The sequence below is a fragment of the Streptomyces achromogenes subsp. achromogenes genome, assembly GCF_000720835.1.
GTDB lineage: Bacteria > Actinomycetota > Actinomycetes > Streptomycetales > Streptomycetaceae > Streptomyces > Streptomyces achromogenes.
In genome coordinates, this window is sequence record NZ_JODT01000004.1 from 65256 (window position 1) to 91736 (window position 26481).

The window sequence follows — 26481 nt, forward strand, 5'->3', positions numbered from 1 at the left end:
GGACGTTTTGCCTGCCCGCCGAGTCAATACCCCGAACGCCCGAAAGCTCGGTTCACACCCCAGCTCGGTTACACCCCAGCTCGGTTTCACACCACGTTCCGGCGGATCAGTGTCGACAGCACCAGGGCTCCCGGCAACAGCGGTGCCCAGTCGGTCAGGACCCGGTAGCCGATGACCGTCGCGGTCGCCGGTGCCGGTGAGGAGCCGAAGGCGACCAGCGTCCACACCAGTGCCGCGTCGACCGCGAGGCCGCCCGGCGCGGGCACCGCCCCGACGGCCGTGCCCGCCGCCAGATGGGCCAGCACCACCTGCTCCCACGGCAGCCCCAGCCCCAGCGAAGCCCCCACACAGGCCAGCGCGCCGGCCTGCACCAGCGGCATCGCCGCGGCCCCGCCCCACAGCGCCAGCACCCGCCGCGGCCGGGCATGCACCGCGCGCGCGTCGGACACGGCGGTGCGCAGCAGCCCGGCCACCGGCCGCCGCAGCGGCCGTACGACCGTCAGCAGCACCCCGGCCACCGTGACCGCCCCGCCCACGCCCGCCGCGAGCGGTACCAGCAGCCGCCCGTCCGGTATCAGTTCCCCGAGGCGGCGCCGGGCCGGCGAGGCCGCCAGGAACACCACCAGCACCAGCGTCTTCGCGACGGATCTGACCAGCGAGTACAGGCCGATCGACGCGGTCGCCCGTTCCAGGGGCACGCCCTGCCCGCGCAGGAACCGCAGGGTGACGGCGTGCGCGCCGAGCCCGCCGGGCAGCACGTGGTTGGCGGCACCGGCGGCGAACTGCGAGGCCAGCAGCAGCCGTGGCGGTACCGGGTCGGGCAGCGCTCCCTGCCGGACACAGGAGGCGGCCACCCAGGTCAGACAGGTGAACCCGGCCCCGGCCGCCAGCCACCCCGGATCGGCCGTGACCAGCCGCCGGACCCCCTCGTACACGACGGGCCGGTTGGCCGCAGCCCAGCCGGCGGCGAACAGGAGCGGAGCCAGGCACAGTGCCAGCCGCAGCGACCGGCCCGGCCCGCGCGCCACCGCCGACCGCGCCGGAGCCGCACACTCCGGATCGACACCGGCGGACGTCGGACCAAGACCACCGGTCTCCGGCGCAAGGACGGCGGCCTCCGCGCACGGACGCGGAGGCGGCAGCGAGCCGGAGGTGGAGCAGATGGAGGTGGAAGTAGGGGTCGGGGTGGGCGGGGTCGGGGCTGGGGACACGGGACGTCGTCCTTCCGCGGCGGGCCCCTGCGGGCCTGGGGGAGCGGGCCGGGCGAAACCGCGTGGAGCCTTCCCCTCCCGCGTGACACGGGGATGTCCGGAAAGGTAAGGCGTGCGGGCGGAACGGTGCCGTCGGCCGGGCGGGCAGGCGGCCGTTCGGCGCCGACCAGGTAGCCTTCCCTTGGGCCGCGCTGTGCATGCGGGCGCCCGGACACACAGGACAACCAGGTCAGTGACAGGGGAGGAACCGGCGGTGCACGTCCAGGAATGGCTCGACTCGGTGCCTGCCGCCGCCGTCTACGCCGTGGTCGCCCTGGTGATCGGTTTCGAGAGCCTGGGCATCCCGTTGCCGGGCGAGATCATCCTGGTCTCGGCGGCCCTGATGTCCTCGCAGCACACGGGCGTCAATCCGGTCGTCCTCGGCGCCTGCGCGACCGCGGGAGCGGTGATCGGCGACTCGATCGGCTATGCCATCGGCCGCAAGGGCGGACGCCCGCTGCTGGCCTGGCTCGGCAGGAAGTTCCCACGCCACTTCAGCGCGGGCCATGTGGCCACCGCCGAGCGGTCCTTCGAGAAGTGGGGCATGTGGGCGGTCTTCTTCGGCCGTTTCGTCGCCCTGCTGCGCATCTTCGCCGGCCCGCTCGCGGGCGTCCTGCACATGCCGTACTGGAAGTTCCTGATCGCCAACGTCCTCGGCGGCATCTGCTGGGCCGGGGGCACCACGGCCGTCATCTACTACGTCGGCATCGTCGCCGAGGACTGGCTGAAGCGCTTCTCCTACGTCGGCCTGGGCGTGGCCGTCCTCATCGGACTCGGCTCCATGCTGATCCTGAAGCGCAAGGCGAAGAAGGCCCAGCCGGAGCGGCTGGAAGCGGAAGCGGAACCCGTGAACGCCGGGGAGTGAACCGGCAGCGCCGGGCGGCAGCCCCCTTTGGCCGGGTGACAGCCCCCTTGGCCGGACGGCAACCCCCTTAGCCGGGCGGCAACCCCCTTACTCGTGCACCTCGCGATGCGCCTTCGCCAGGTCGGCGTACAGCGTGCCGTTGAGGACCACGCCCTCCCGCTCCTCCTCCGACAGAGCCCGCCGTACCTTCGCCGGCACCCCCGCCACCAGCGATCCGGGCGGCACCACCATGCCCTGCGGCACCAGCGCCTGGGCCGCGACCAGCGAGCCCGCGCCGATCACCGCCCCGTTCAGCACGGTCGCGCCCATCCCGATCAGGCAGTCCTCCTCCACGGTCGCCCCGTGTACCACCGCGTTGTGCCCGATGGACACCCGCTCCCCGATGCGCACCGGAAACCCGGGGTCGGCGTGCAGGGTGACGTTGTCCTGCACATTGGCCCGCGCCCCCACGGTGATCTTCTCTATGTCCCCGCGCACGACGGCCCCGTACCAGACACTGGCCCCCTCGTGCAGCGTGACGTCCCCGACCACGGACGCCGTGGGTGCCACGAACGCCTCCGGATCGACCTGGGGTTCCTTGCCCCCGATGCCCACGATCAGCGCCTTCTGCGTCATCACCGTCTCCTTGTGTGCGTAGCGTGCCCGAACCGTACGACACGGGGTGGGGCGAAGATCACAGCGGCCCGGGCTCTCGCCGAGGACAACCGGTGAGTAACGTGAGCGCGTGCCGAAGCGCAAGAACACGTTCTCATCCTGGCGTCAGGGCCTGGCCCAGCGCGCCGTCCACGCGGGCTGGGAGTGGATGCGGCGCACGGGCTCGGTGACGGCCGAGCACCCCGGCCGCTTCCGCTTCGGCGCCATCGGCGAACACACCCGGCTGGCCTTCCCGCTCGGCACGATCTTCGGCGAACCGTGGATCCGGCTCGGGGCGTACTGCATCATCGCGGAACAGGTGACCCTCACCGCGGGCCTGATGCCCGATCTGGACCTCGGCCCGGACCCGATCCTGCGCATCGGCGACGGCGTGGTCCTCGGCCGGGGCAGCCATGTCATCGCGGACACCACGGTCACCATCGGCAGCGACTGCTATTTCGGCCCGTACGTCTACGTCACCTCCACCAACCACTCCTACGACGACCCGCACCAGCCCATCGGCAAGCAGTGGCCGCGCATGGAGCCGGTCGAGATCGGGCCGGGCTGCTGGATCGGGACCGGCGCGGTGATCCTGCCGGGGGCGCGGATCGGCCGGAACGTGGTCGTGGCGGCCGGCGCGGTGGTCCGGGGCACGGTGCCGGACCACGCGGTGGTGGCGGGAGCGCCCGCCAAGGTCGTACGGCGCTGGACGCCCGACACCGGCTGGCAGCCGCCGCTGCGCACGCCCGCGCCCGTGCCGATACCGGACGACATCACACCGGGCCAGCTGCGCGCGCTGGCCGGCCTGGACGAGGAGGCGGTGGCCCGGCTCGCCGCGCTGGGCCCCGACGGCTGACGACGGCCTTCCGGCCGGCCTCGCCGTCCTGGGCCCGCCGTGACGCAGCCCCCCTGCCCCCGGCGGCTCAGCCCGTCGCCAGCAGCAGTGTGCCCAGCAGGGCCAGGCCCGCGCCCACCGTCTGGATGCCGCGCAGCCGCTCGTTGAGGAAGCCGCGCGCGGCCAGCGCGGTCACCACCGGGTACAGGGAGGCGAGCACGGCCGCCACGGTGACCGGACCGCTCCGGGCGGCCATCGCGTAGGTGCCGTTGGCCGCCACATCGGCCAGCCCGACGAACGCCAGCGCGGGCAGCGCGCCCCACGGAAACCCGTCCTCCGGTACGGCGGCCCCGCCGCGCCGCACCGAGGCGACGAGCGCTGCCCCGCCCACCGCCACGTTCGTCACCCGCTGCACGAACAGCGCGAGGAACAGCCCGGTGACCGTGGTGGACGCCTCCGCGATCAGCGCGAACACCGTGCCGAAACCGGCCGCCGCGACCAGCGTCATCAGGATCGCGCGCCGCTGCACGGCCGCACCCCGCAGCTGCGGCCCGCCCGCCAGGACGACCCCGGTGACGGCGACCACGATGCCGGCGGCCTGGAACAGTCCCGGCCGCTCGCCGAGCACGAGCCCGATGCCGACGGGCACGGCGACGCCGAGGGTGGCCAGCGGCGAGACCACGCCCATCGGACCGAGTGCGAGGGCCTGGTAGAAGCAGAGCAGGGCCACCGGTCCCACCAGCCCGGCGGCGAACGCGAACCACAGCCGCGGTCCGGCCTCGCTCCAGCCGCCGGTGGCCAGCACGATCGCGCTTAGCACGACCGCCGCGATGCCCTGCGAGACGACCACGACCGTCAGCGCCGGGGTGCGCCGGGTCAGCAGTCCGCCGCCGAAGTCGGCCAGCCCCCACAGGAAGCTGGTGAGCAGGGCGAAGAATGCTGTCATGGCCGGCCTCGCAGTACAGTTCGGTGAACGATCGAGTGCACCCCACCGTAGTTCGCTCAACTGAACTGCGCTAACCACAATATTGAACTTCCCGGATATTGGACTTCCCTGTGTCGGACCTAGAACTCCTGACCCAGTCCCTGGCGCGCAACGTCAAGCACTGGCGCACGGTGCGCGGCTTCACGCTGGACGTGCTCGCCGCCCGGGCCGGGGTCAGCCGCGGCATGCTCATCCAGATCGAGCAGGCCCGCACCAACCCGAGCATCGGCACGGTCGTCAAGATCGGTGACGCGCTCGGCGTCAGCATCACGACGCTGCTGGACTACGAGCAGGGCCCCAAGGTGCGGATCGTCCCCGCCGAACGGGCGGTACGGCTCTGGCACACCGAGGCCGGCAGCTACAACCGGCTGCTCGCCGGCACCGAGGCGCCCGGACCGCTGGAGATGTGGGACTGGCGGCTGATGCCGGGGGAGACCAGCCCCTCCGAACCGCACCCCGGCGGCACGGTCGAACTGGTCCATGTCACCGCGGGCGAGCTGACGCTCACCGTGGACGGCACGGAGTACCGCGTTCCGACCGGCGCCAGCGCCTCCTTCGAGGCCGACGTCCCGCACTGGTACGGCAACCAGGGCGAGGTGCCCATGGAAATGGTGATGGCCGTGTCCGTACCGCCCGTACCGTGACCGCGTGCCGCCCGTCCGTGCCGTGACCGTGCGCCGCCCGTGTCGCGGGCCCGTCCGTCCCGTAAGACGCCGGTACGGCGGTGCGGCCGGTCTTGTTAGCGTGCGGTCATGCGCGCGCCCATCGGAGACTTCGCCACCGCCACTCCCGCCCCGGACTGCCTGGACGAGCTGACCGCCCCCGTCGCCGACGCCGTACGCGCCTGGCAGGGCGGGGTCCCGGCCGAGCAGATCCTCTACGTGGACACCGACCCGCGCTGGGCCGACACCGCCACCTTCGTGGAGCACTACGGCCGGGACCTGCTGGAGCGGTCGGCGAACTGCGTGGTGGTCGCGGGCAAGCGGGCCGGTGAGACCCGGCTCGCCGCCTGTGTGGTGCCGTCCACCGCCCGGGCCGACGTCAACGGCGTCGTCCGCCGTCAACTGGGCGCCCGCAAAGCCTCGTTCGCGCCGATGGAGACGGCGACCGGCGAGACCGGCATGGAGTACGGCGGTATCACCCCGGTCGGACTGCCCACCGGCTGGCCGGTGCTGGTGGACTCGGCCGTGATCGACCTGCCCTACGTCGTGATCGGCAGCGGACGCCGGCGCGGCAAGCTCCTGATCCCCGGCAAGGCCCTCGCCGAACTCCCCGGCGCCGTCGTGCTGGAGGGGCTCGGGGTGGCGTGAGCCGCCGGCCGGGGCACGCCACGGGCCCCGCGGCCGGTCATGCCGTGAGGTGATGGGCCAGGGCCAGATGGGGGTCCGTCCCGCCCGGGGTGGGGGCCGGGTCGGCGTGGACCAGGGCGGCCGTCAGATTCGGCACGGCGTGCAGCAGGGCGTGCTCGGCCTCGACGGCGATCGCGTGCGCCTGCCGCAGCGTGGCCTCGGCGTCCACCACCACCGCGAGTTCGGCCCGCAGCCGGTGACCGATCCAGCGCAGCCGCAGCTCGCTCACCTCGCGCACCCCCTCGACCGCGCGCACCGCCCGCTCGGCCCGGTCCACCAGCGCCGGGTCGACGGCGTCCAGCACCCGCCGGAACACCTCGCGTGCCGCGTCCCGCAGCACCAGCACGATCGCCGCCGTGATCGCCAGCCCCACGACGGGGTCGGCCAGGTGCCAGCCCAGCGCCGTACCGCCGGCCCCCACCAGCACGGCCAGCGAGGTGAAACCGTCGGTGCGGGCGTGCAGCCCGTCGGCGACGAGCGCGGCCGAGCCGATCTCCCGGCCGACCCGGATCCGGTAGCGGGCCACCCACTCGTTGCCGGCGAAGCCGAGCAGCGCGGCCACCGCGACCGCCGGCACCTGGGTGACCGGACGCGGGTCCAGCAGCCGCCCGACGGCCGCCCACGCGGCGAAGGCCGCCGACGCGGCGACGGTCAGCACGATGACCAGTCCGGCCAGGTCCTCGGCGCGGCCGTAGCCGTAGGTGAACCGGCGGGTCGCCGCCCGCCGGCCGAGCACGAAGGCGATGCCGAGGGGCACGGCGGTGAGCGCGTCGGCCGCGTTGTGCACGGTGTCCCCGAGCAGCGCCACCGACCCGGAGACGGCCACCACGGCCGCCTGTGCCAGCGCGGTCGCACCCAGCACGGCCAGCGACACCCACAGCGCGCGCATCCCCCGCGCCGAGGACTCCAGTGCCGGATCCAGCTTGTCGGCGGTCTCGTGCGAGTGCGGGGCGAACAGATGGCCGAGGCGGTGGAGCGGGCCGCGGTGCGGGTGCTTGTGGCCGTCGTGCCGGTGGTCGTGGCCGTGGTCGTGGTGCTGGTGGTCGTGGTGGTGCGGATCGCTCACGTCGGTCCCCTTCGGTGGGCGGAAGTGGACGCGCGGCGCCCACGCGGCCATTATGTGCGTATGAGCGCACGCATGCACCTATCACCTGCGCACGATGCGCACGAACACAGCGTGGGCGAGGAGCGGTTCGCGGTCGCCGCCGACCTCCTGGCGCTGCTGGGCGACCGCACCCGCCTCGCCCTGCTGCACGCCCTGACGGCGGGCGAGGCCGATGTCACCACCCTCACCGAGGCGTGCGGCGCCGCCCGGCCCGCCGTCAGCCAGCACCTGGCCCGGCTGCGGCTCGCCGGTCTGGTGGACACCCGCAAGGAAGGCCGCCGGGTGATCTACTCCCTGCGCCACGGACACCTGCGGCGCCTGGTCGAGGAGGCCCTGAAGACGGCGGACCACCGCCTGACGGGCCACTGAGCGCGGCGGTCCCCCGCCGTGGACCGCTCGCGCAAGCGGCTAGCCCAGCCGTGGGATCTCGATGGCCGGGCAACGGTCCATGACCATCTCCAGGCCGGCCGTCCGGGTGCGCTCATAGGCGGCCGGGTCGACGACGCCCAGCTGGAACCACACCGCCCGCGCGCCCTTCGCCACGGCCTCGTCGGCGACCGGGCCGGCCAGCTCGCTGTTCACGAAGACGTCGACCACGTCCACGTCGAAGGGGATGTCCGCCAGGGAGGTGTACCCCCGCTCACCGTGCACCGTCTCGGCCTTGGGGTGCACCGGCACGATCCGCTTGCCGAACCGCTGGAGCACCCGGGACACGCCGTACGCGGCCCGGCGCTCGTTCGCGGACAGGCCGACCACCGCCCAGGTGTCGCCCAGCTCGGTCAGGATCCTGCGGATCGTCGCGTCGTCGCCGTACATCGGCCGCCTCCTCGGGCTGCGGGAACTGTCTCGGGGGAACGTCACTTCGGCGGGTGCGGATTCCCGCCGTACCCCGGCGCGCTGTCCGGAAACGGCGCAAGCTGCTGCGTACGGCCACCGGACGGCCCTACGCTCGCCCCGTGCTGCGCATCCTCGACGCCCGAACCGGTGAGCCCGTCCCCGCCGCGCCCGCCCGCCGCGGCCTGACCCGCATCGAGGCCCACGCCTCCGGTCCGGACCCGACGGCGCTGCGGGTCCTGCTCACCGCCGATCTGCTCGTCCGCGCCCTGGAACTGGGCGGCACGCCGGTGTGGACGAGCCTCACCGCCCCCCGCGACCAGCCGGAACTGCGCACGGCCGGCACGCGCCTGGGCATCCGCCCCTTCGAGTTCAGCCGCGACCTCTCCTCCGGCCTCGGCGAGGCCCAGGCCCTCCACGTGGTCCGGTGGGACGCCGCCGAGTCGGTGGGGGAGGGGCCGGTGGTGGCGGTGGCCGGGGTGGAGTGGGTGCCGGGGGCCGGCGGGGAGTCCGCGCGGGACGGGAGCGACGCCGCCGTGCTCGCCGCGCTGCTGTCCGACCCCTCCGCCCTGCGCCTCGCGCTGCTCGCCGTACCGCGCGGCGAACCCGTGCGGCTGGACCCGGCCGCGCTGGAGGAGGCCGCGCGCGGCCTCGCCCGGTGGCGGCGGGCCGTGGCCGGCTGGGCCCGGCAGCCCTCGCGGCCGGTCCCCGGCGAGGTGCGCGACCGGTTGCGCGCCGCCTGGGAGGACGACCTCGACCTGCCCGCGGTGCTCGGTGTCCTGCGGGAGGTGGAGTGCGCGCCCGGCATCCCGGACGGCGCCCGCTTCGAGACCTACGCCTACGCCGACCGCCTGCTCGCCCTGGACCTCGTGCGCGACCTCGGCAGCCCCGCGTGAAGGGGCCGGCGGGCACCGGTCCACTGCGGCGGCTGCTGGTGCTGCGGCACGCCAAGTCCGCCTGGCCCGAGGGTGTCGAGGACCGGCTGAGGCCGCTCGCTCCCCGCGGGCTGCGGGACGCCCCGGCCGCCGGGCGCGCCCTCGCCGCCGCCGGTTCCCTGCCCGACCTCGCCCTGTGCTCCACCGCCGTACGGGCCCGCCGCACCTGGGAGTCGGTAGCCGCCGAGTGGGCCACGCCACCGCCCGTGCGCTACGACCGGCGGCTGTACGCGGCCGGCGTACCGCGATTGCTGGAGGTGGTGCGCGAGGCGCCGGCCGAGGTGCGGACCCTGCTGCTGATCGGGCACAACCCCGGCCTGGCGGAGCTGGTGGCGGAGCTGGCCGCCGACGGGCTCGACGACACGCTCGAGCGGGTGCGGGCCAAGTTCCCGACCTCCGCGATCGCCGTCCTCACCTGGCACGGCACCACCTGGCGGGCCCTCGCCCCGGGCACGGCCCTGCTCACCGCCTTCACGGTCCCGCGCGGCTAGCAGCGAGGGAAGCGGCCGGCCGGCCACGGACTAGGCTGACCGGATGCAGGACGAGTACCGCACAGTCGCCCGCGCGGGCGTGCACGAGACCGAGATCAACCGCTCCCGCTTCCTGTGCGCCCTCGCCCCGGCCGCCACCGAGCGGGAGGCCCAGGACTTCATCGCCGCCGTGCGCAAGGAGCACGCCGACGCCACCCACAACTGCTGGGCCTACGTCATCGGCGCCGACGCCTCCGTGCAGAAGGCCAGCGACGACGGCGAACCGGGCGGTACCGCCGGCGTGCCCATGCTCCAGATGCTGCTGCGCCGCGACATGCGGTACGTCGTCGCCGTGGTCACCCGCTACTACGGCGGGGTCAAGCTCGGCGCGGGCGGACTGATCCGCGCCTACGGCGGCTCGGTCGGCGAGGCCCTGGACGCCCTCGGCACGATCACCCGGCGCCGGTTCCGGCTGGCCACGGTGACCGTCGACCACCAGCGCGCGGGCAAGGTGCAGAACGACCTGCGCGCCACCGGACGCGAGGTGCGCGACGTCCGCTACGGGGAGGCCGTCACCCTCGAGATCGGGCTGCCGGACGCCGACGTGGACGCCTTCCGGGCCTGGCTCGCCGATGTGACGGCGGGCACGGCCGGCTTCGAACTGGGCGGCGAAGCCTACGGAGACGCCTGATAATTGGTGAGAAATCGGGCGTAACGGGCTTACGGGGGCGGGTGATGACGGCCGGTGCCACAGCGACCGGCCGGGATGTCCGACCCGGCCGTTAGTCTCGGGGCCCATGAGGATCCTGCACACGTCCGACTGGCACCTCGGCCGGGCCTTCCACCGGGTGAACCTGCTTCAGGCCCAGGCGGGGTTCATCGGTCACCTCGTCACCACCGTGCGTGAGCGCGCGGTGGACGCGGTGGTCGTGTCGGGCGATGTGTACGACCGCGCGGTGCCCCCGCTCGCCGCCGTCGAACTGTTCGACACCGCCCTGCACCGGCTCGCGGACCTCGGCGTGCCCACGGTGATGATCTCCGGCAACCACGACTCGGCCCGCCGCCTGGGCGTCGGCGCCGGGCTCATCGACCGCGCCGGCATCCACCTGCGCACCGAGCCGTCCGCCGCCGGCACCCCCGTGATCCTCCGGGACACTCACGGCGATGTCGCCTTCTACGGCCTGCCGTACCTCGAACCCGCCCTGGTCAAGGACGAGTTCGGCGTCGACAAGGCCGGCCACGAGGCCGTGCTCGGCGCCGCCATGGACCGCGTCCGCGCCGACCTCGCCGCCCGCCCGCGAGGCACCCGGTCCGTCGTCCTCGCCCACGCCTTCGTCACCGGCGGCCAGGCCAGCGACAGCGAACGGGACATCACCGTCGGCGGGGTCGCCGCCGTACCCGCCGGAATCTTCGACGGGGCCGACTACGTGGCGCTCGGCCATCTGCACGGCTGCCAGACCATCACCGAACGCGTGCGCTACTCCGGCTCGCCGCTCGCCTACTCCTTCTCCGAGGCCGACCACCGCAAGAGCATGTGGCTGGTCGACCTGGACGCGGACGGCTCGGTCACCGCCGAGCGCGTCGACTGCCCGGTGCCGCGCCCCCTCGCCCGCCTCCGCGGCCGCCTCGACGACCTGCTCGCCGACCCGGAGCTGGCCCGCCACGAGGACGCCTGGGTCGAGGCCACCCTCACCGACCCGTTCCGCCCCGCCGAGCCCATGGCCCGCCTCACCGAACGCTTCCCGCACACCCTCAGCCTGGTCTTCGCCCCCGAACGGGCTCCCGATGACTTCCGCGTGTCGTACGCCCGGCGGCTCGCGGGCCGCAGCGACGAGCAGATCGCCGAGGACTTCGTCGCCCATGTGCGCGGCGCCGGACCCGACGCCGCCGAGACCGCCGTACTGCGCGAGGCGTTCGACGCCGTGCGCGCCGACCACACCGTGCGGGAGGTGGCCCGGTGAGGCTGCACCGGCTCGACATCACCGCCTTCGGGCCCTTCGGCTCCACCCAGAGCGTCGACTTCGACGCGCTGTCCGGCGCCGGGCTGTTCCTGCTGCACGGCCCGACCGGCGCGGGCAAGACCTCCGTCCTGGACGCCGTCTGCTACGCCCTCTACGGCTCGGTCCCCGGCGCCCGGCAGGGCGGTCAGGGCATGCACCTGCGCAGCGACCACGCCCCGCCCGGCACCCGCACCGAGGTCCGGCTCGAACTCAGCGTCGCCGGCCGCCGGCTGGAGATCACCCGGCAGCCCCCGTGGGAGCGGCCCAAGCTGCGCGGCAAGGGCATGACGGTCGACAAGGCCCAGACCTGGCTGCGCGAGTACGACGCCCGGGACGCCGCCTGGAAGGACCTCAGCCGCTCCCACCAGGAGATCGGCGCCGAGGTGGAGCAGCTGCTCGGCATGAGCCGCGAGCAGTTCTGCCAGGTCGTCCTGTTGCCCCAGGGCGACTTCGCCCGTTTCCTGCGCGCCGACGCCGAGGCCCGGGGCAGGCTCCTCGGCCGGCTCTTCGACACCCAGCGCTTCGCCGACGTCGAGAAGCGCCTCGCCGAACGCCGCCGCGCCACCGAGGCACGCGTGCGCGAGGGCGACACGGCCCTGCTCGCCGACGCCCACCGCATGCAGCAGGCGGCCGGCGACGCCATGGAGCTGCTCGAGCCGGAGCCCGGCGACCCCGGGCTGGCCGAGGCGGTCCTACAAGCCGCCGCCGTCGCCCGCGGCACCGCCCGGGAACGCCTCGACATCGCCCACTGCCGCCTCGCGGCCGCCGAGTCCGCCCACGCCGCGGCCCGGCACGCCCTGGACGAGGCCCGTGAACTCGCCCGGCTGCAGAGCAGGTTCGCCGCGGCCCGGGAGCGCGCCGAACGGCTCACGGAACGCGCCGGCGCCCACCGCGAGGACAGGCAGCGCATGGAGCGGGCCCGCAAGGCGGAGGCCGTCGCGCCCGCGCTGGAGCTGCGCGAGGCGGCCGACCGGGAACACCGCGAGGCGACGCGGGCCGAGGCACGGGCACGCAGGGCGCTTGCGGATGTGTACGGGGGCGTTGACGCGTACGGGGCTGCTGACGTTCAGGGTGGCGCCGATGGGCACGGAGGCGCCGGAGGGTACGGGGATGCCGGTGCGAGCGGGCTCGCCGCCGCCGCCCGCCGGGCCGCCGAGGAACTCGGTGGTCTGGACGCGGCCCGGCGCGCCGAACGCCGGCTCGCCGAACTCGCCGAGGAGCGCGCCGGACTCGACCGGCAGGAGCGCGCCGACGAGGACGTCCTGAGCGAGGCCGACGCCTGGCTCGACGGCTGGGACGCCACCCGCGCCGCCCTCCAGTCCCGGCTCGACTCCGCCCAGGAGGCCGCCACCCGCGCCGAACAGCTCGCCGTGCAGCGCGAGCCCATGCGGCGCCGGCTCGACGCGGCCCGCACCCGCGACCGGCTCGCCGCCGACCTCGCACAGGCCCGGCAGCGCACGGAGGAGTCCCGCCGGCGCGCCCTGGACGCCCGCGCGCACTGGCTCGATCTGAAGGAACAGCGGCTGACCGGCATCGCCGCCGAACTGGCCGCCCACCTGACCGACGGCGAGCCCTGCGCGGTGTGCGGCGCCACCGAACACCCCGCGCCCGCGCGCAAGGCCGCCGGACACGTCGACCGGCAGACCGAGGACCGCGCCCTCGCCGCCTCCCGGCGGGCCGAGGAACAGCACACCGAGGACGAGCGGCGGCTCGGCGAGGTCCGCGAGGCCCTGGCCGCCGCCACCGCCGAGGCCGGCGACACCCCCACCGCGCGCCTGGCCGCCGAGGCGGACCACCTGGAGCGGGAGTACGCCCGCGCCCGCCACGACGCCTCCGCCCTGCACGCCGTCCAGCAGGAGCTGCGACGCGCCGAGCAGGAGCGCGAGCAGCGGCTGGCCGACCGCCAGCAGGCCGCCGTGCGGGCCGCCTCCCGGCTCACCCGCCGGGAGACCCTGGAGCGCGAACAGGCGCTGCTGGAAGCGGAGGTGGAGCAGGCGCGGGGTGGCCTGGGCAGCGTGGCGGCGCGCGCGGCACAGCTGGAGCGGCTCGCGGCACGGCTCACCGAGGCCGCCGACGCCGTCCGGGCGGCCGAGGCCGCCGCCCAGCGGCTGAAGGCCGCCGACGCCCGCCTCGCCGACGCCGCCTACCGGGCCGGCTTCGACACGCCCGAGGCCGCCGTCGCGGCCCTGCTGGACCCCGCCGCCCACCGCGAACTCCAGCACCGCCTGGACGCGTGGCAGCAGGAGGAGGCCGCGGTCCGCGCGGTCCTCGCCGAGCCCGGTACCGCGGCGGCGGCCCAGCTGCCGCCCGCCGACCCGGCCGCCGCGGAGCGGGCGGCGGCCGCCGCGGAACGGCGGCTGCGCGAGGCCGGCTCCGCGCGCGACGCCGCCGCCCGCTGCTGCGCCGAACTGGACCGGCTGTCCGCGCGCGCCGCCGAGGCGGTACGCCGGCTCGCCCCGCTGCGCGCGGAGCACGACCGGGTGGCCCGGCTGGCCGCCCTCACCGCGGGCACCTCCGCCGACAACGAACGCAGGATGCGCCTGGAGTCGTACGTCCTGGCGGCCCGGCTGGAGCAGGTCGCCGCCGCCGCGACCGTCCGCCTCCAGCGCATGTCGTCCGGCCGCTACACCCTCGTCCACTCCGACGACCGCACCGGACGCGGACGCAGCGGGCTCGGGCTGCACGTGGTCGACGCCTGGACCGGACGGGAACGGGACACCGCGACCCTGTCCGGCGGGGAGACCTTCTTCGCCTCCCTCGCGCTCGCCCTCGGCCTCGCCGACGTGGTCACCGAGGAGGCCGGCGGCGTCCGCCTGGACACCCTCTTCATCGACGAGGGGTTCGGCAGCCTGGACGACCAGACCCTGGACGAGGTGCTGGACGTCCTGGACGGCCTGCGCGAACGCGACCGCAGCGTGGGCATCGTCAGCCACGTCGCCGACCTGCGGCGGCGGATCCACGCCCAACTGGAGGTCGTGAAAAGCCGCTCGGGCTCCTCACTGCGGCAACGGGGAGTCTGACCGGGGCGAGCGGGGCGCAACCCGCAGGGTGGAGGCGTACGGGTCACGGGTGGGTCAGCCGGGACGGTTTCCGTGCCGGACGACAGGGAGCGGGAACGGCTGCGCGGCTTGAGGACGCACCATCCGGTCCCGCCACCGCGAGGCGCGGAGTTCCGGATCTGGATCCACCGGGGCCTCCAGGCTGTCCGTCTAGTGGCCCAGGGGGCGGCGCGGCAAGGGAGAGGAGTACACCACGCTGGTGGTCACCGAGCCCAGCGCGCCGATCCTCCCGGAGACCTCCTCCAGGTGGGACATCGACCGTGCGGCGACCTTGATGACGAAGCAGTCGTCGCCGGTGACGTGGTGCGCCTCCAGGATCTCGGGTGTCGCCGCGACCAGGTCGTGGAAGGGCTTGTAGTTGCCGTTCGGATAGCGCAGCCGCACGAACGCCAGGATCGGCAGGCCCAGCCGCTCGGGGTCGACCACCGCCGCGTACCCCTGGATCACGCCCGCCTCCTCCAGCCGCCGCACCCGCTCGGTGACGGCACTCGGCGACATGGACACGGCGCGCGCCAGCTCGGCGTAGCTGGAGCGTCCGTCGCGCTGGAGGACTTCGAGGATGCGCCAGTCGGTGGCGTCCGGGGAATACACGGTCATCCCGGATGGATAGCAGGGAAAACCCCGGCAGGACAAGGGCCGGCCCGTGGATCGGCCCTTCAGGGAGGCGGCCTGCGGACCGTAGATTTCCAGTCATGATCAACACCGCTTCCGAGAACCCCGTCCTGCGGGTCGCCCCCGCCGCCCCCGCCGAGGCCGCCGCCTACTTCCGGGCCAGCCTCGCCTTCCACGCCGACGTCTCCGACGTGGCCGCCGCGCTCGCGGCCGGCGGCGACCCGGGATTCGTCGTCGTGGACACCCGCTCCACCGCCTCCTGGGACCAGGGCCACGTCCCCGGCGCCGTCCACCTGCCGACCGCGCTCATCCCCGAGCAGGCCGAACGGCTCCTCGACAAGTCCGTGCCCGTGGTCACGTACTGCTGGGGCCCCGGCTGCAACGGCGCCACCCGCGCCGCGCTCGCCCTCGCCGAACTCGGTTACCGGGTCAAGGAGATGCTCGGCGGCTTCGAGTACTGGGCGCGCGAGGGTTTCGCCTACGAGACCTGGCAGGGCCCGGCCCGCCGGGACGCCGACCCGCTGACCGCGCCCGTCGACGGCGACTGCGGCTGCTGACCACCAGCGCGTTGGCGTCCCTGCGGCTCACGGCGTTCGGCGTCCCGGCGGCTTCAGGTGCTCGGCCTCCCCACGGCTCCCGGTGCTCAGCGCAGCCCGTCGAAGGCGACGTTCAGATGCCGGGGTCCGCGCAGCACGGCGTTCTCCCGGTACGGCGGCGGATCCTCCACCAGACGGGGGTTCTCCAGCCGCCGGGCCAGCTCGGACAGCGCGATCTGGGTCTCCAGCCGGGCCAGCGGGGCGCCGAAACAGCTGTGGATGCCGCTGCCGAAGCCGAGGTGCCGGATGTCCCCGCGGTCCGGGTCGAACCGGTCGGGATCCTCGAACCGCTCCGGGTCCCGGTTGCCCGCGGCCAGCATCAGCCAGATCCGCGAACCCTTCGGGATGGTGACCCCGCGCACCTCGATGTCGGTGATGCAGGTGCGCTGCGGCACGAGCTGCACCGGCGGCTCGTAGCGCAGCAGTTCTTCCACGATGGGGACCGCCAGCCCCGGGTCCTCGCGCAGCCGCCCGAGGATCTCCGGGTGGCGCAGCAGGGTCAGCATGCCGTTGGTGATCAGGTTGACCGTCGTCTCGTGACCGGCGATCAGCAGCAGCACCGAGGTGCTGAGCACCTCCATCATCGTCATCGAGCCGTCCGGACCCCGGCTGTTGACCAGGTCGGACAGCAGGTCGTCGCGGGGCTCCCTGGCCCGGTTTTCGACCAGCCCGGACAGATACATGCCGAGCCGCATCCGCGCCTCCTGCGCGCTCTGCCGGTACTCCGCCTCCTGGGCGCCGCCCGGCCGCTTCTCCGGGTCCAGGCTCGCGACCAGCGGGTCCACCCAGGTGCGGAAGGTCGGCTCGTCCTCCCGGGGCACCCCCAGCAGCCGGCAGATCACCGTCACCGGGAAGGGGTACGCGAACTGGTCGACCAAGTCGATCCGGCGGGCGTCGCCGAAACCGTCGATCAGTTCCGTGACGATCTCCCGCATCGCGCCGCGCATGCCCTCGATCCGCCGCGGCCGGTGCGGCGGCCCGAACCCGGTGTTGGCGATGCGGCGCAGCCGGTCGTGCTCGGGCGGATCCAGCCGCAGGAACGACGGCGGCAGCCCGCCCGTCTCCTCCGGCTCGCCCGCTCCGTCCGCCCCGGCGGCGGCCAGGTTCGTGGCGTCGGAGCTGATCCGCGGATCGTGCAGCAGCGCCTCGATGTCGTAGTACGAGCTGATGAGGTACGGGCCGTCCTCCTCCTCGTGGAGCACCGGTGTGCGGCGCAGCTCCGTGTAGAGCGGATAGGGGTTGGCGCGGTTGGCGAAATCGGTGATCTGGCGTGCCAGCGAGGCGTGCGGCATGGCGGTTCCTTGACAGCGTCGGGGCCGGCGGTTCAGTGCCGGGCGGGGTGGAAGACCAGCTGCTGGTCGGCCGGCGAGTAACCGCTGAGGGTCACCATGGGGCCGTGGGTCGGCAGCGACGGGTCCGGGAAACCGGCCGGCACCGGCTGCCGGCCCTCCGGACGGCGGTCCAGCGTCGGGAACTCCACCGGGAACGGCGCGCCCCGCTCGATCTGCCGCTGGTAGAACTCCAGCCAGCGCGCGTTGTCGAAGGTCACGGCGGCCACGACCCGGCCCTGGTGGCCGTAGACCCCGACGAACCGGCGCTCGGCGAGCGAGCCTTGCGTGATCATCAGCTGTTCGCCCATGGGCGGTACGCCGACCGACTTGATGTTGACCCCGAACATCGACGACCAGAAGGCGGGCATCCACAGGTGCGGGCGCCGGTCGGCGCCGTCACAGATCATGTTGTGCGCGGCCGTCTCCGCCTGCGCCACGGCGTTGCCCCAGTGCTCCAGCGACAGGAACTGGTAGCCGAACAGCGCGTGCGGGGAGCGCGCCACATCACCCGCCACGAACACGTCGTCCGTGACGATGCCCCGGAAGTCGAAGGCCCGGCAGCCCGCGTCACAGGCGACGCCCCGCGGCCCGGCACCCAGCCCCGACCCGGCCAGCCATTCGGTGTTGCGCAGCGACCCCAGCGACACCACGACCACGTCCGCCTCGACCACGCTCTCGTCGGACAGGTGGACGGCCCGCACCCGGCCGGCCGGGTCCCCCTCCAGGGCGGTCACCGTGACATGGGTGCGCAGGTCCACGCCGTGTTCCGTCGCGAGGTCCGCCGCGACCGCGCCGACCACTCCACCGAGCGCGCCCACCAGCGGCGCCCCCGCCCGCTCGGCCATGCTGACCTGAAGACCCATCTCCCGGCAGGCCGAGGCCACCTCCGAACCGGCGAACCCGGCGCCGACGACGAACACCCGCCGCGGCCCCGCCCGCAGCCGCCGGGTCAGGTCGGCCGCGTCCTGGCGGGTGCGCAGCACACACACCCCGTCCAGCCGGGCCTCCTCCTCCTTGAACCACGGCCGGGCGCGCACCCCGGTCGCGATGAGCAGCCGGTCGTACTCCACCTCGTCCCCGTCGGCCAGCCGGACCCGCTTGGCCGCCAGATCCAGACCGGTCGCCGCGACCCCCAGCCGCCACTTCGCGTCGATCTCCCGGCGGCGCGGCAGCTCCGTGCGCAGCGGGGACGCCATGCCCAGCAGCGCCGACTTCGACAGCGGCGGCCGGTCGTACGGCTCGTGCGGTTCGTCCCCGATCAGGGTCAGGTCACCGGCGAAGCCCTCCGCGCGCAGCGTCTCGGCCGCCCGCAGGCCCGCCAGCGAGGCGCCCACGATCACGATCCGTCCCTCGCGCCTGAGCCGTTCCATGTGGTCAGCGGACATCGGACGCCCCCTGGGACTCGCCCGCGCGGTCCAGGCCGTCGGCGGTGATCGCCTGCACCGGGCACGCGGCCACGGCCCGCGCCACCCGCTCCCGCTGCTCCTCCTCCGGGCGCGCGTCGTACAGCAGCGACTCCTCGCCGTGCATGGCGAAGACATCGGGCGCGAGGAACGCGCACTGGGCGTACCCCTGGCACTTGTTGAGATCGACGACAAGCCTCATCGACGCTCCGCCCTTTCCCATGGCGAGGTCCGGGACGCGCCACACGGTTCGCGCGGGCGGGCTCCGGACGGTGGTCACCCCCGCTCGCCAGCATGCGAGCGCGGACGGGGGACCCGCGCGCCGGGCACGCCGATCGAGTGAGCGCCCGGCGGCCTACCCGGCGTCCCTGCCCCGGCCCCGGCCCGCCCTGAGGATGTGCAGGCCGGTCAGCAGCGACCAGGCCGGGAAGACGAGCTCCGCCCACGGCACGTTCGACGACGCGAAGAGCAGGACCAGCACGGTGACGAAGCCCGCGATCGTCAGCGGGCGGGGCAGCACGCCCAGCCGGTGGCCCATGACCGACAGGGACGACACGAAGACGGCCGCCATCCGCATGGCGTACCCGGTCATCAGCGTGTAGGCGAGGTGGCGGCCGAAGTCCCACGCCGCCGGCAGCGGCGGCACACCCGGCGGATGGGCCACCTCCAGCACGGCACCCGCCGCCGCGGCGGCCCCGAACAGCGTGGCGGTGAAGACCAGTCCGCTGCCCAGGAAGACGGTGGCGAGGAACTTGTCCTCGACCGCGCCGACGTGCGCGCGGATCGCGCCGAGGAACCACAGGAAGAAGATCCCGGCGAACGGCACCAGCGCGAGCGCCGCCCGCAGCGCGTCGCGGTGCCCGGAGTCCGTGAAGCCCCGGGCGGTCACCGCGTCGGCTCCCTCCGGGACACCCAGCCTGACCAGGACCATCGCCGCCGCCAGGAGCAGCGCGAAGACGATCCCGGCCAGGCCGGCGGCGCGCGGCGTCCGCAGCGCGCTGTGCCCCGGCGCGTTCTCCCGCATGCCGGCCCGCCTTTCCCTCTCGGCCGCCAGGCCCCTGCCACCGGCACTCCCGCCCTCCCCGCATCGCGCTCCGGGCGGCGGGAGTGTGACGACAGCACCTGGCACCAGCGCGCCACCTCCGCGTCGACCGCGCCACCCGGATACGGCCGTCCGGCCGACCCACCTGGATACGGCCGTCCGGTCCAGCCATCGCCTGGCCGGCCTCCGACGAGGCGGGCTGGATCAACGGCGAGGTCGTCAACTCCGAAGGTGGTTTCCGGCGCTGAGGCGGGCGCCCGGATCCGCGCCCGTGCCGGCCGGGGCGGTTACAGCCGGGACAGCTCGTCCAGCAGGTCGTCCAGGCCCAGTGAACCCTGGGACAGCGCCGCCATGTGCCAGGCCTTCAGGTCGAAGCCGGCGCCGTGCCGCGCGCTCGCCCGCTCCCGGCCCAGCAGCCAGGCCCGCTCGCCCAGCTTGTAGCCGATGGCCTGGCCCGGCATGGTCAGGTACCGGGTCAGCTCGCTCTCCACGAAGTCCGCCGGGCGGCTGCTGTGCGCCCCGAAGAACTCCTGCGCCAGCTCCGGGGTCCAGCGCTCGCCCGGGTGGAACGGGGAGTCGGCCGGGATCTCCAGCTCCAGGTGCATGCCGATGTCGATGATCACCCGCACCGCGCGCATCATCTGCGCGTCCAGATAGCCGAGGCGCTCCTCCGGGTCGCCGAGGTAGCCCAGCTCGTCCATCAGCCGCTCCGCGTACAGCGCCCAGCCCTCGGCGTTGGCGCTGACGATGCCGACCGTCGCCTGGTAGCGGGAGAGGCTGTCCGCCACGTGCGTCCACTGCGCGAGCTGGAGGTGGTGGCCGGGCACGCCCTCGTGGTACCAGGTCGACACCAGGTCGTAGACCGGGAAGCGGGTCTGGCCCATCGTGGGCAGCCAGGTGCGGCCGGGCCGGGAGAAGTCCTCCGACGGGGCCGTGTAGTAGGGGGCCGCCGCGCCTCCGGGCGGCGCGATGCGCGACTCCACCCGGCGCACCCGCTCGGCCAGTTCGAAGTGCGTGCCGTCCAGGTCCTCGATCGCCCGGTCCATCAGGCCCTGGAGCCAGTCGCGGACCTCGTCCACGCCCTCGATGTGCCGCCCGTGCTCGTCCAGGTGCGCGAGCGCGACCCACGGCGTCGCGGCGCCGGGCAGGATCTTCTCCGCCTCCTCGCGCATCTCGCCGAGGATCCGGTGGAACTCCGCCCAGCCGTAGGCGTACGCCTCGTCCAGGTCCAGGTCGGTGCCGTTGAAGTAGCGGGCCCAGCGGGCGTACCGCTCCCGGCCGACGACGTCCGGGGCGCCCTCGATGGCCGGCGCGTACACCTGACGCAGCCAGTCCCGCAGTTCCACCACGGCACCGGTGGCCGCCCGTGCCGCCTCGTCCAGTTCCGCGCGCAGGGCCTCGGGCCCCACGGCGGCGAAGTCCTCGAACCAGCCGCGGCCCTCGCCGGTGTCCGCCCACTCGGTCAGCTGGCCGATGAACGTGGCGGTCGGCCGCGGCGCGGCGAACAGCTTGCGGTCCAGGCCGAGTTCGAGCGAGGCGCGGTAGCCCGCGAACGCCTCCGGCACCGCGCGCAGCCGCTGCGCGATCGCCGCCCAGTCCTCCTCCGTCTCCGCCGGGGTGACCGTGAAGATCTCCCGGACCGCGTGACCGGGCGTGTGCATGTTGCCGACCTCACGCAGGTGTTCGCCGGCCTCGTGCATCGCGAGCTGGGCGGTCAGCCGCTCCCGCAGCAGCCGTCCGCAGCGCCGCTCCACGTCGCTGTCGGCGCCGGGCCGCCGCTCCGCCTCGTCCAGCCGCGCGAGCGTGTCCCGGGCCAGCCGGGCCTGCGCGTCCAAGCCCTCGGGCGAGTAGTCGGGCAGCCGGCTCGAACTCTCCCGCACACCGAGATAGGTGCCGGTGACCGGGTCGAGGGCGATGAGGTCGTCCACATAGGCGTCGGCGACCTGACGGGGCAGCGGGATCTGGGTATCGGACATGCGGCCCATCCTCGTACGCCGGGGATCTCCGCGTCACCCGGGTACGGCGGTATTCAGCTCTGGGCGTGCCCGGGCGGCAGCAGCGGCCCGCACTCCCACTGCTGGAAGATCAGCCGGGTCTCCACCCGGGCCACCTCGCGCCGTGCCGTGAACTCGTCCAGCACCAGCCGCTGGAGGTCGGCCATGTCCGCGACGGCCACATGCACCAGGTAGTCGTCCGGGCCGGTCAGATGGAACACCGACCGTGCCTCCGGCAGCGCCCGGATCCGCTCCACGAACGGTCCCACCAACTCCCGCCGGTGCGGCCGTACCTGCACCGACAGCAGCGCCTGGAGACCGCGCCCGAGCTTGGCCGGGTCCAGCCGCAGCCGGTGGCCGAGGATCACGCCCGAGCGGCGCAGCCGGGTCACCCGGTCCAGACAGGTCGACGGGGCCACACCCACCTGCGCGGCGAGGTCCCGGTAGGTGGTCCGGGCGTCGTTCTGCAACAGCCGCAGCAGGTGCAGATCCACCGGATCCAGTACGACGGACTCGGCCATGTGCCGAACGTAGCACGGCGATCGCCCCCGGTGAACCGGCCGATGTTCACCCTTGCGCCCATGGACACAGCGAGCACCGGTGCCTACGACGGCGTACGCACCGCACCGAGAGCCCTGGCCACCGAGGCCGTGCACGCCGGCCGCGACGATCTGGCCCGGCAGGGCCTGCACGCCCCGCCGATCGACCTGTCCACCACCTACCCCTCCTACGACAGCCGGGCCGAGGCCGCCCGCATCGACGCCTTCGCCACCGACGGCGCCGACCTGGCGGGACCGCCGGTCTACGCCCGGCTGGGCAACCCGACCGTCGCCCGCTTCGAAACCGCGCTGGCCCGGCTGGAGGGCACCGAGACCGCGGTCGCCTTCGCCAGCGGGATGGCCGCGCTCAGCGCGGTGCTGCTGGCAGCCCCCCACGCCGGGCCTCGCGCGCACGGGGGGACCCCCGTCGCGACGGGCCTGCGGCACGCCGTGGCGGTACGGCCGCTGTACGGGTGCAGCGACCACCTGCTGACCGCCGGGCTGCTCGGTACGGAGGTCACCTGGACCGACCCGGACGGCATCGCCGGCGCGCTGCGCCCGGACACCGGGCTGGTGATGGTCGAGTCCCCGGCCAATCCGACCCTCGCCGAGGTCGATCTGCGGGCCGTCGCCGACGCCTGCGGCCCGGTTCCGCTGCTCGTCGACAACACCTTCGCCACGCCCGTGCTCCAGCGGCCGGCCGAGCAGGGGGCGCGGCTGGTGCTGCACAGCGCCACCAAGTACCTCGGCGGCCACGGGGACGTGCTGGCCGGGGTGGTGGCCTGCGACGAGGAGTTCGCGGGGCGGCTGCGGCAGATCCGGTTCGCCACGGGCGGTGTCCTGCATCCGCTGGCCGGCTATCTGCTGCTGCGCGGACTGTCCACCCTTCCGGTGCGGGTGCGGGCCGCCTCCGCGAACGCCGCCGAACTGGCCCGCCGGCTCGCCGCGGATCCGCGGGTGGCCCGGGTGCGCTACCCGCGCCTGGGCGGCGCGATGGTCGCCTTCGAGGTCCACGACGACCCGCACGAGGTGATCTCCCGGGTCCGGCTCGTCACGCCCGCGGTGAGCCTGGGCAGCGTCGACACGCTCATCCAGCACCCCGCGTCCATCAGCCACCGCATCGTGGACGCCGACGACCGGCGCGGCGCGGGCGTGACCGACCGTCTGCTGCGCCTGTCCGTCGGCCTGGAGGACGTGGACGACCTGTGGGCGGACCTGGACCGGGCACTGGGCGCTCCGCGCGAACGGCAGCGGGCGGAGGCGCCGCGGGCGGCGGTGCGCCGAACTGAAGCGGGGGCGGTGCGTTGAGCTGAAGCGGGAGGCGGTGCGTTGGGCTGAGACGGGGGCCGGCCCTCGCACGGGACGGACCGTGCGGGGGCCGGCCGCGGCCGTTCGGCGGCCGTCAGTCCCGGTGGACCGGGTCGGTGAGGTGGTGGTGGACGGCGGGGTCGGGCGAGGAGGCCGAGGCGTGCCCCGGGATGTCCAGGCGGGCCGTGATGACCAGGGTGCCCTCCTCGATCTGGTAGTCCAGGGGAAGGCCCAGGGCGCGCATCGCGGCGATCATGCCGGTGTTGGACGCCTTGGTCACGGCGTACACGCTCGCGCACCCGGCCTCCGCCGCCATCCCGACCAGCCGGCCGAGCAGTTCCCCGCCGACGCCCCGCCGCTGCCACTCGTCCTCCACCAGCAGCGCGACCTCGGTCTCGTCGCCGTCCCACAGCAGGTGCCCGAGGCCGACGATCCGGCCGGAGGCGGTCTGCGCGGCCAGGGTGCGGCCGAAGCGGGGGCTGAGCAGATGGTTCAGATAGCGGTCCGCGTCGCCGACCGGGCCGTGGTACCGCAGCCCCAGCGTCCGCGCCGAGCACCGGTCGTGCATCGCCCTGGCCGCGGCCAGATCGTCGGTGTCGACCCGGCGCACCGTGATGTCGTCGCCCTCGGGCAGCGTCAGCACGTCCTGCCCGCGGGGGATCCTGGGTCCGAGCCGGCCGTCCAGGTCGACCAGCGCCCGGGCGCGCGCGAACTCCGTCGGGGTGAACGGCAGATACGGCCGCTCCACGGTGAGCACCCCGCCCTCGGGCGCCGGCAGCCGCATCACGGTGTCCTCCAGCACGCCCTCGGCGGGCACCGGCAGCGGGCCCCGGCCGCCGCCGGCCGGTGCGGCGGGCAGCGACCGGATCGTGCACCGGCCCAGCAACTGCCGAAGCGCCAGCGGCAGTTCGGAGGCGTCCAGCGCGGTACGGGCGGCCAGTCCCAGCACCCGGGTCGGCGCGTCGACCAGATCGTGGGCGTCGGCCCGCTCGATCCACGTGGACGTGCCCCCGGCCAGTGCGACCGCCCGGGTGAGGCCGGCCGCCGTCAGCGTGCCCGGCGCCCGCAGCAGGAACTCGTCCACCGTGCCGTCGGCCAGCGGGTGGGTCTGGAGGCTGAGGATGTCCACCCGGTGCCCGGCGAGCGCCGTGCACAGGGCGGCCAGGGAACCCGGCTCGTCCCGCACCGTCGTCCGCATCCGCCACAGCGTGCCGGGGCCGGTAAGGGCGGCCACCGGGGCGCCGGGCTGCTCGGACGGCCCGGCCGGCCGCGTCTCGGCGGCCGGCCGGGCACCGGTATCGCTCACGGGCGGCGCGTGTCCGTGGCGGCGTGACCACCACACGTGGAAGCCCGCCGTCGCGGCCAGCACGATCGCCGAGATCACGAGCAGGGCCGGTCCGTCCGGCCCGTGCCCGATCAGGTTGGCCACCGCGTCCGCGACGGCGACCGCCGTGAACAGCGCGGCGAGTTCGACGACGTCCCGCCGCCAGTGGTGCACGGGCCGCCCGTGCCGGGCCCGGGTCGCATCAGGCATCTTCGGAGTCATGCGGCCACTGTGCAGGAGGGGTGTTGCGCGATCACGAACTGATTGTGTCCGACGAGTAAAAGCATGCTCCGCCCCATTTATTGCACTTTCTACGGCCGACCGGTCACCCTCCCCGTTCCGGCCCGCCGGTGCGCCTGCCGGCCGACTTGCCGACCGACCTACTGGCCGACCCGGCCCGGCTGGAGCGTCCGGCTGAACAGCACGCTGCCGTCCTGCTCCCGAAGCCGCACCGTCAGCTCGCCGCTGCCCCCGTCGATGTCCACCTCGCCGAAGAACTGGTAGCCGCCGGCCGGCGAGACGTTGGACGCGGTCGGCGCCTTCACGAACACCCGCTCCGGGCCGAACGTGCCGTCCAGCGGGCTGGCCGGGAACGCGCCGGCGTTCAGCGGCCCGGAGACGAACTCCCAGAACGGCTCGAAGTCGGTGAACGCGGCCCGGGACGGATGGTAGTGCTGGGCCGAGGTGTGGTGCACGTCCGCCGTGAGCCACAGCGTGCCGGTGATCCGCCGGTGCTTGACGAACCGCAGCAGCTCGGCGATCTGCAGCTCGCGCCCGAGCGGCGCGCCCGGGTCGCCCTGGGCCACCGCCTCGAAGTTCGGCCGGCCCTCCGTCGCGTCCGGCACGACGAGACCGATCGGCATGTCGGCGGCGATCACCTTCCACACCGCGCGCGAGCGGGCCAGCTCCCGCTTGAGCCACTCCAGCTGCTCCCGGCCGAGGATGCCCTGCGGGTCGGTGGTCTGGTCGTCGGGGGAGTTGGCGTTGCGGTAGGTGCGCATGTCCAGCACGAACACGTCCAGCAGCGGGCCCTGGCGCAGCACCCGGTAGACGCGGCCCTCCCTGGCGCCCGGCCGCAGCGTGGGGAGGGGGAAGTACTCGCTGAACGCCCGCCGGGCGCGTGCGGCGAGCACGTCGACGCTCTTCTCGGTGTACCGGGTGTCGGTCGTGGCGATCACCTCGCCCGGGTACCAGTTGTTGCGCACCTCGTGGTCGTCCCACTGGACGACCGAGGGCACCTGGGCGTTGAAGGCGCGCAGGTTGGCGTCGAGCAGGTTGTAGCGGAAGTTGCCCCGGTACTCGGCCAGCGTCTCGGCGACCTTGGCCTTCTCCTCGGTGGTGACGTTGCGCCAGGTGCCGCCGCCGGGCAGCGCCTGGGTCTCGGAGATCGGGCCGTCGGCGTATATGTTGTCGCCGCTGCACAGGAAGAAGTCGGGGTCCAGCCGGGCCATGGCGTCGTAGATGCGGTAGCCGCCGAGGTCGGGGTTGATGCCCCAGCCCTGGCCGGCCAGGTCGCCCGACCACAGGAAGCGCACGCCGTCCCGGCGGCGCCGGGAGACCGTGCGGAAGGTGCCGGTGACGGGCTCGCCGGTGCGGCGCGGGTCGTCGGGGTCGGCGAGCAGCACGCGGTAGTGGATCTGCTCGCCGGAGGGCAGGCCGTGCAGCCGGGTGGTGCCGGTGAAGTCCGTGCCGGCGCCCAGCAGCGGACCGTGCCAGCGGCGCGGGGCGCGGAACGACTCGGTGGCCGAGGTCTCCACGATCATCCGGGCGGGCCGGTCCGCGCGGACCCACACCAGGCCCGAGTCCGAGGTCACGTCACCGGTCTGCACCCCCCAGCCCGCCTCGGGGCGGCCGGAGCGGGCGAACGCCGGGGCCGTGCCGAGGCCGGCGGGCAGGGTCAGGGCCGCCGACGCGGCGAGCGAGCCGCGCAGTACGCTGCGGCGGCCCGGGAGTGGACGGTGGGACATGGCTGCGCCTCCAGGGACGGGATCCGGCCAGTGTGCGCAGCCACA

26 protein-coding genes and 1 pseudogene are annotated in these 26481 nt (G+C 74.5%); 13 read left to right on the forward strand and 14 right to left on the reverse strand.

Annotated elements, in window-relative coordinates; translation table 11 throughout:
- Window positions 1–86: 86 nt before the first annotated feature.
- Window positions 87–1211, reverse strand: a complete 1125-nt coding sequence (locus IH25_RS0105200) for a lysylphosphatidylglycerol synthase transmembrane domain-containing protein (protein ID WP_394298414.1) — start codon at window positions 1209–1211, stop codon at window positions 87–89.
- A gap of 253 nt (window positions 1212–1464) precedes the next feature.
- Between IH25_RS0105200 and IH25_RS0105205 the strand changes: the two genes are divergently transcribed.
- Window positions 1465–2115, forward strand: a complete 651-nt coding sequence (locus IH25_RS0105205) for a DedA family protein (RefSeq protein WP_030603604.1) — start codon at window positions 1465–1467, stop codon at window positions 2113–2115.
- A gap of 87 nt (window positions 2116–2202) precedes the next feature.
- Here IH25_RS0105205 and IH25_RS0105210 read toward each other — a convergent pair whose 3' ends face one another.
- Window positions 2203–2730: a gamma carbonic anhydrase family protein gene (locus IH25_RS0105210; protein WP_030603607.1), complete on the reverse strand. Its 528-nt coding sequence runs from the start codon at window positions 2728–2730 to the stop codon at window positions 2203–2205.
- 109 nt (window positions 2731–2839) lie between these two features.
- Here IH25_RS0105210 and IH25_RS0105215 point away from each other — a divergent pair, with 109 nt between their 5' ends.
- Entirely contained in the window at window positions 2840–3604 is a 765-nt protein-coding gene (locus IH25_RS0105215) for an acyltransferase (RefSeq protein WP_030603610.1), read from the forward strand.
- A 67-nt stretch (window positions 3605–3671) separates the two neighbouring features.
- On the opposite strand, the gene IH25_RS0105220 is transcribed toward IH25_RS0105215, so the two are convergent.
- Window positions 3672–4529 (reverse strand): EamA family transporter, encoded by an 858-nt coding sequence (locus tag IH25_RS0105220; protein WP_030603613.1) that lies wholly within the window; start codon window positions 4527–4529, stop codon window positions 3672–3674.
- Between the two features lie 110 nt (window positions 4530–4639).
- Between IH25_RS0105220 and IH25_RS0105225 the strand changes: the two genes are divergently transcribed.
- Both IH25_RS0105225 and IH25_RS0105230 read left to right on the forward strand, forming a co-directional pair.
- On the forward strand, window positions 4640–5212 hold the full coding sequence (locus tag IH25_RS0105225) for a helix-turn-helix domain-containing protein (RefSeq protein ID WP_030603617.1): 573 nt from the start codon (window positions 4640–4642) through the stop codon (window positions 5210–5212).
- A 108-nt stretch (window positions 5213–5320) separates the two neighbouring features.
- Window positions 5321–5878, forward strand: coding sequence for a YbaK/EbsC family protein (locus IH25_RS0105230; protein WP_030603622.1), 558 nt, complete (start codon window positions 5321–5323; stop codon window positions 5876–5878).
- A 37-nt stretch (window positions 5879–5915) separates the two neighbouring features.
- Here IH25_RS0105230 and IH25_RS0105235 read toward each other — a convergent pair whose 3' ends face one another.
- Window positions 5916–6983 carry a cation diffusion facilitator family transporter gene (locus IH25_RS0105235; protein ID WP_030603625.1) on the reverse strand — a complete coding sequence of 356 codons (1068 nt, stop codon included), beginning with the start codon at window positions 6981–6983 and terminating at the stop codon, window positions 5916–5918.
- Window positions 6984–7043: 60 nt separating this feature from the next.
- On the opposite strand from IH25_RS0105235, the gene IH25_RS0105240 reads away from it, so the two are divergent.
- Window positions 7044–7391 carry an ArsR/SmtB family transcription factor gene (locus tag IH25_RS0105240; RefSeq protein WP_209445273.1) on the forward strand — a complete coding sequence of 116 codons (348 nt, stop codon included), beginning with the start codon at window positions 7044–7046 and terminating at the stop codon, window positions 7389–7391.
- Window positions 7392–7430: 39 nt separating this feature from the next.
- On the opposite strand, the gene IH25_RS0105245 is transcribed toward IH25_RS0105240, so the two are convergent.
- A complete protein-coding gene (locus IH25_RS0105245; RefSeq protein ID WP_030603629.1) occupies window positions 7431–7838 on the reverse strand; it encodes a CoA-binding protein in 408 nt (135 codons plus the stop codon).
- A gap of 140 nt (window positions 7839–7978) precedes the next feature.
- On the opposite strand from IH25_RS0105245, the gene IH25_RS0105250 reads away from it, so the two are divergent.
- From IH25_RS0105250 to IH25_RS0105270, 5 genes are all read left to right on the forward strand, one after another.
- On the forward strand, window positions 7979–8752 hold the full coding sequence (locus IH25_RS0105250; RefSeq protein ID WP_030603632.1) for a hypothetical protein: 774 nt from the start codon (window positions 7979–7981) through the stop codon (window positions 8750–8752).
- Window positions 8749–9282, forward strand: a complete 534-nt coding sequence (locus tag IH25_RS0105255) for a SixA phosphatase family protein (protein WP_030603634.1) — start codon at window positions 8749–8751, stop codon at window positions 9280–9282. The genes IH25_RS0105250 and IH25_RS0105255 overlap by 4 nt, the downstream gene beginning before the upstream one ends.
- A 43-nt stretch (window positions 9283–9325) precedes the next feature.
- Complete coding sequence (locus tag IH25_RS0105260) at window positions 9326–9952, forward strand: YigZ family protein (RefSeq protein WP_030603636.1); 627 nt, start codon at window positions 9326–9328, stop codon at window positions 9950–9952.
- A gap of 106 nt (window positions 9953–10058) precedes the next feature.
- Window positions 10059–11222: an exonuclease SbcCD subunit D gene (locus tag IH25_RS0105265; protein WP_030603638.1), complete on the forward strand. Its 1164-nt coding sequence runs from the start codon at window positions 10059–10061 to the stop codon at window positions 11220–11222.
- A complete protein-coding gene (locus tag IH25_RS0105270; protein WP_030603644.1) occupies window positions 11219–14281 on the forward strand; it encodes an AAA family ATPase in 3063 nt (1020 codons plus the stop codon). Before IH25_RS0105265 ends, IH25_RS0105270 begins: the two co-directional genes overlap by 4 nt.
- Before the next feature lie 189 nt (window positions 14282–14470).
- Here the strand turns inward: IH25_RS0105270 and IH25_RS0105275 are convergent, their stop codons facing one another.
- Complete coding sequence (locus IH25_RS0105275; RefSeq protein ID WP_030603647.1) at window positions 14471–14917, reverse strand: Lrp/AsnC family transcriptional regulator; 447 nt, start codon at window positions 14915–14917, stop codon at window positions 14471–14473.
- A gap of 95 nt (window positions 14918–15012) precedes the next feature.
- On the opposite strand from IH25_RS0105275, the gene IH25_RS0105280 reads away from it, so the two are divergent.
- Entirely contained in the window at window positions 15013–15489 is a 477-nt protein-coding gene (locus tag IH25_RS0105280) for a rhodanese-like domain-containing protein (RefSeq protein WP_030603650.1), read from the forward strand.
- Window positions 15490–15575: 86 nt separating this feature from the next.
- On the opposite strand, the gene IH25_RS0105285 is transcribed toward IH25_RS0105280, so the two are convergent.
- From IH25_RS0105285 to IH25_RS0105300, 4 genes are all read right to left on the reverse strand, one after another.
- The gene (locus tag IH25_RS0105285; protein ID WP_030603653.1) at window positions 15576–16820 is read right to left on the reverse strand and encodes a cytochrome P450; all 1245 of its coding nucleotides are present in this window, start codon (window positions 16818–16820) and stop codon (window positions 15576–15578) included.
- Window positions 16821–16852: 32 nt separating this feature from the next.
- A complete protein-coding gene (locus IH25_RS0105290; protein ID WP_030603656.1) occupies window positions 16853–18244 on the reverse strand; it encodes an NAD(P)/FAD-dependent oxidoreductase in 1392 nt (463 codons plus the stop codon).
- Window positions 18234–18464: a ferredoxin gene (locus tag IH25_RS0105295; protein ID WP_030603659.1), complete on the reverse strand. Its 231-nt coding sequence runs from the start codon at window positions 18462–18464 to the stop codon at window positions 18234–18236. The genes IH25_RS0105290 and IH25_RS0105295 overlap by 11 nt, the downstream gene beginning before the upstream one ends.
- A gap of 153 nt (window positions 18465–18617) precedes the next feature.
- Entirely contained in the window at window positions 18618–19286 is a 669-nt protein-coding gene (locus IH25_RS0105300) for a hypothetical protein (protein WP_030603663.1), read from the reverse strand.
- Between the two features lie 146 nt (window positions 19287–19432).
- On the opposite strand from IH25_RS0105300, the pseudogene IH25_RS42135 reads away from it, so the two are divergent.
- Window positions 19433–19552: pseudogene (locus IH25_RS42135) on the forward strand (SDR family oxidoreductase); the annotation flags it as partial.
- A gap of 39 nt (window positions 19553–19591) precedes the next feature.
- Here the strand turns inward: IH25_RS42135 and IH25_RS0105305 are convergent.
- On the reverse strand, window positions 19592–21280 hold the full coding sequence (locus IH25_RS0105305; protein WP_030603666.1) for a DUF885 domain-containing protein: 1689 nt from the start codon (window positions 21278–21280) through the stop codon (window positions 19592–19594).
- Window positions 21281–21333: 53 nt separating this feature from the next.
- On the reverse strand, window positions 21334–21819 hold the full coding sequence (locus IH25_RS0105310) for an Lrp/AsnC family transcriptional regulator (protein WP_030339892.1): 486 nt from the start codon (window positions 21817–21819) through the stop codon (window positions 21334–21336).
- Between the two features lie 60 nt (window positions 21820–21879).
- Between IH25_RS0105310 and IH25_RS0105315 the strand changes: the two genes are divergently transcribed.
- Entirely contained in the window at window positions 21880–23145 is a 1266-nt protein-coding gene (locus IH25_RS0105315) for a trans-sulfuration enzyme family protein (RefSeq protein ID WP_030603669.1), read from the forward strand.
- A 94-nt stretch (window positions 23146–23239) separates the two neighbouring features.
- Here the strand turns inward: IH25_RS0105315 and IH25_RS0105320 are convergent, their stop codons facing one another.
- Together IH25_RS0105320 and IH25_RS0105325 are read right to left on the reverse strand one after the other, a co-directional pair.
- Window positions 23240–24691 (reverse strand): GNAT family N-acetyltransferase, encoded by a 1452-nt coding sequence (locus IH25_RS0105320; protein WP_245172706.1) that lies wholly within the window; start codon window positions 24689–24691, stop codon window positions 23240–23242.
- A gap of 158 nt (window positions 24692–24849) precedes the next feature.
- Entirely contained in the window at window positions 24850–26436 is a 1587-nt protein-coding gene (locus IH25_RS0105325; protein ID WP_030603675.1) for an alkaline phosphatase D family protein, read from the reverse strand.
- Between the last annotated feature and the right edge of the window lie 45 nt (window positions 26437–26481).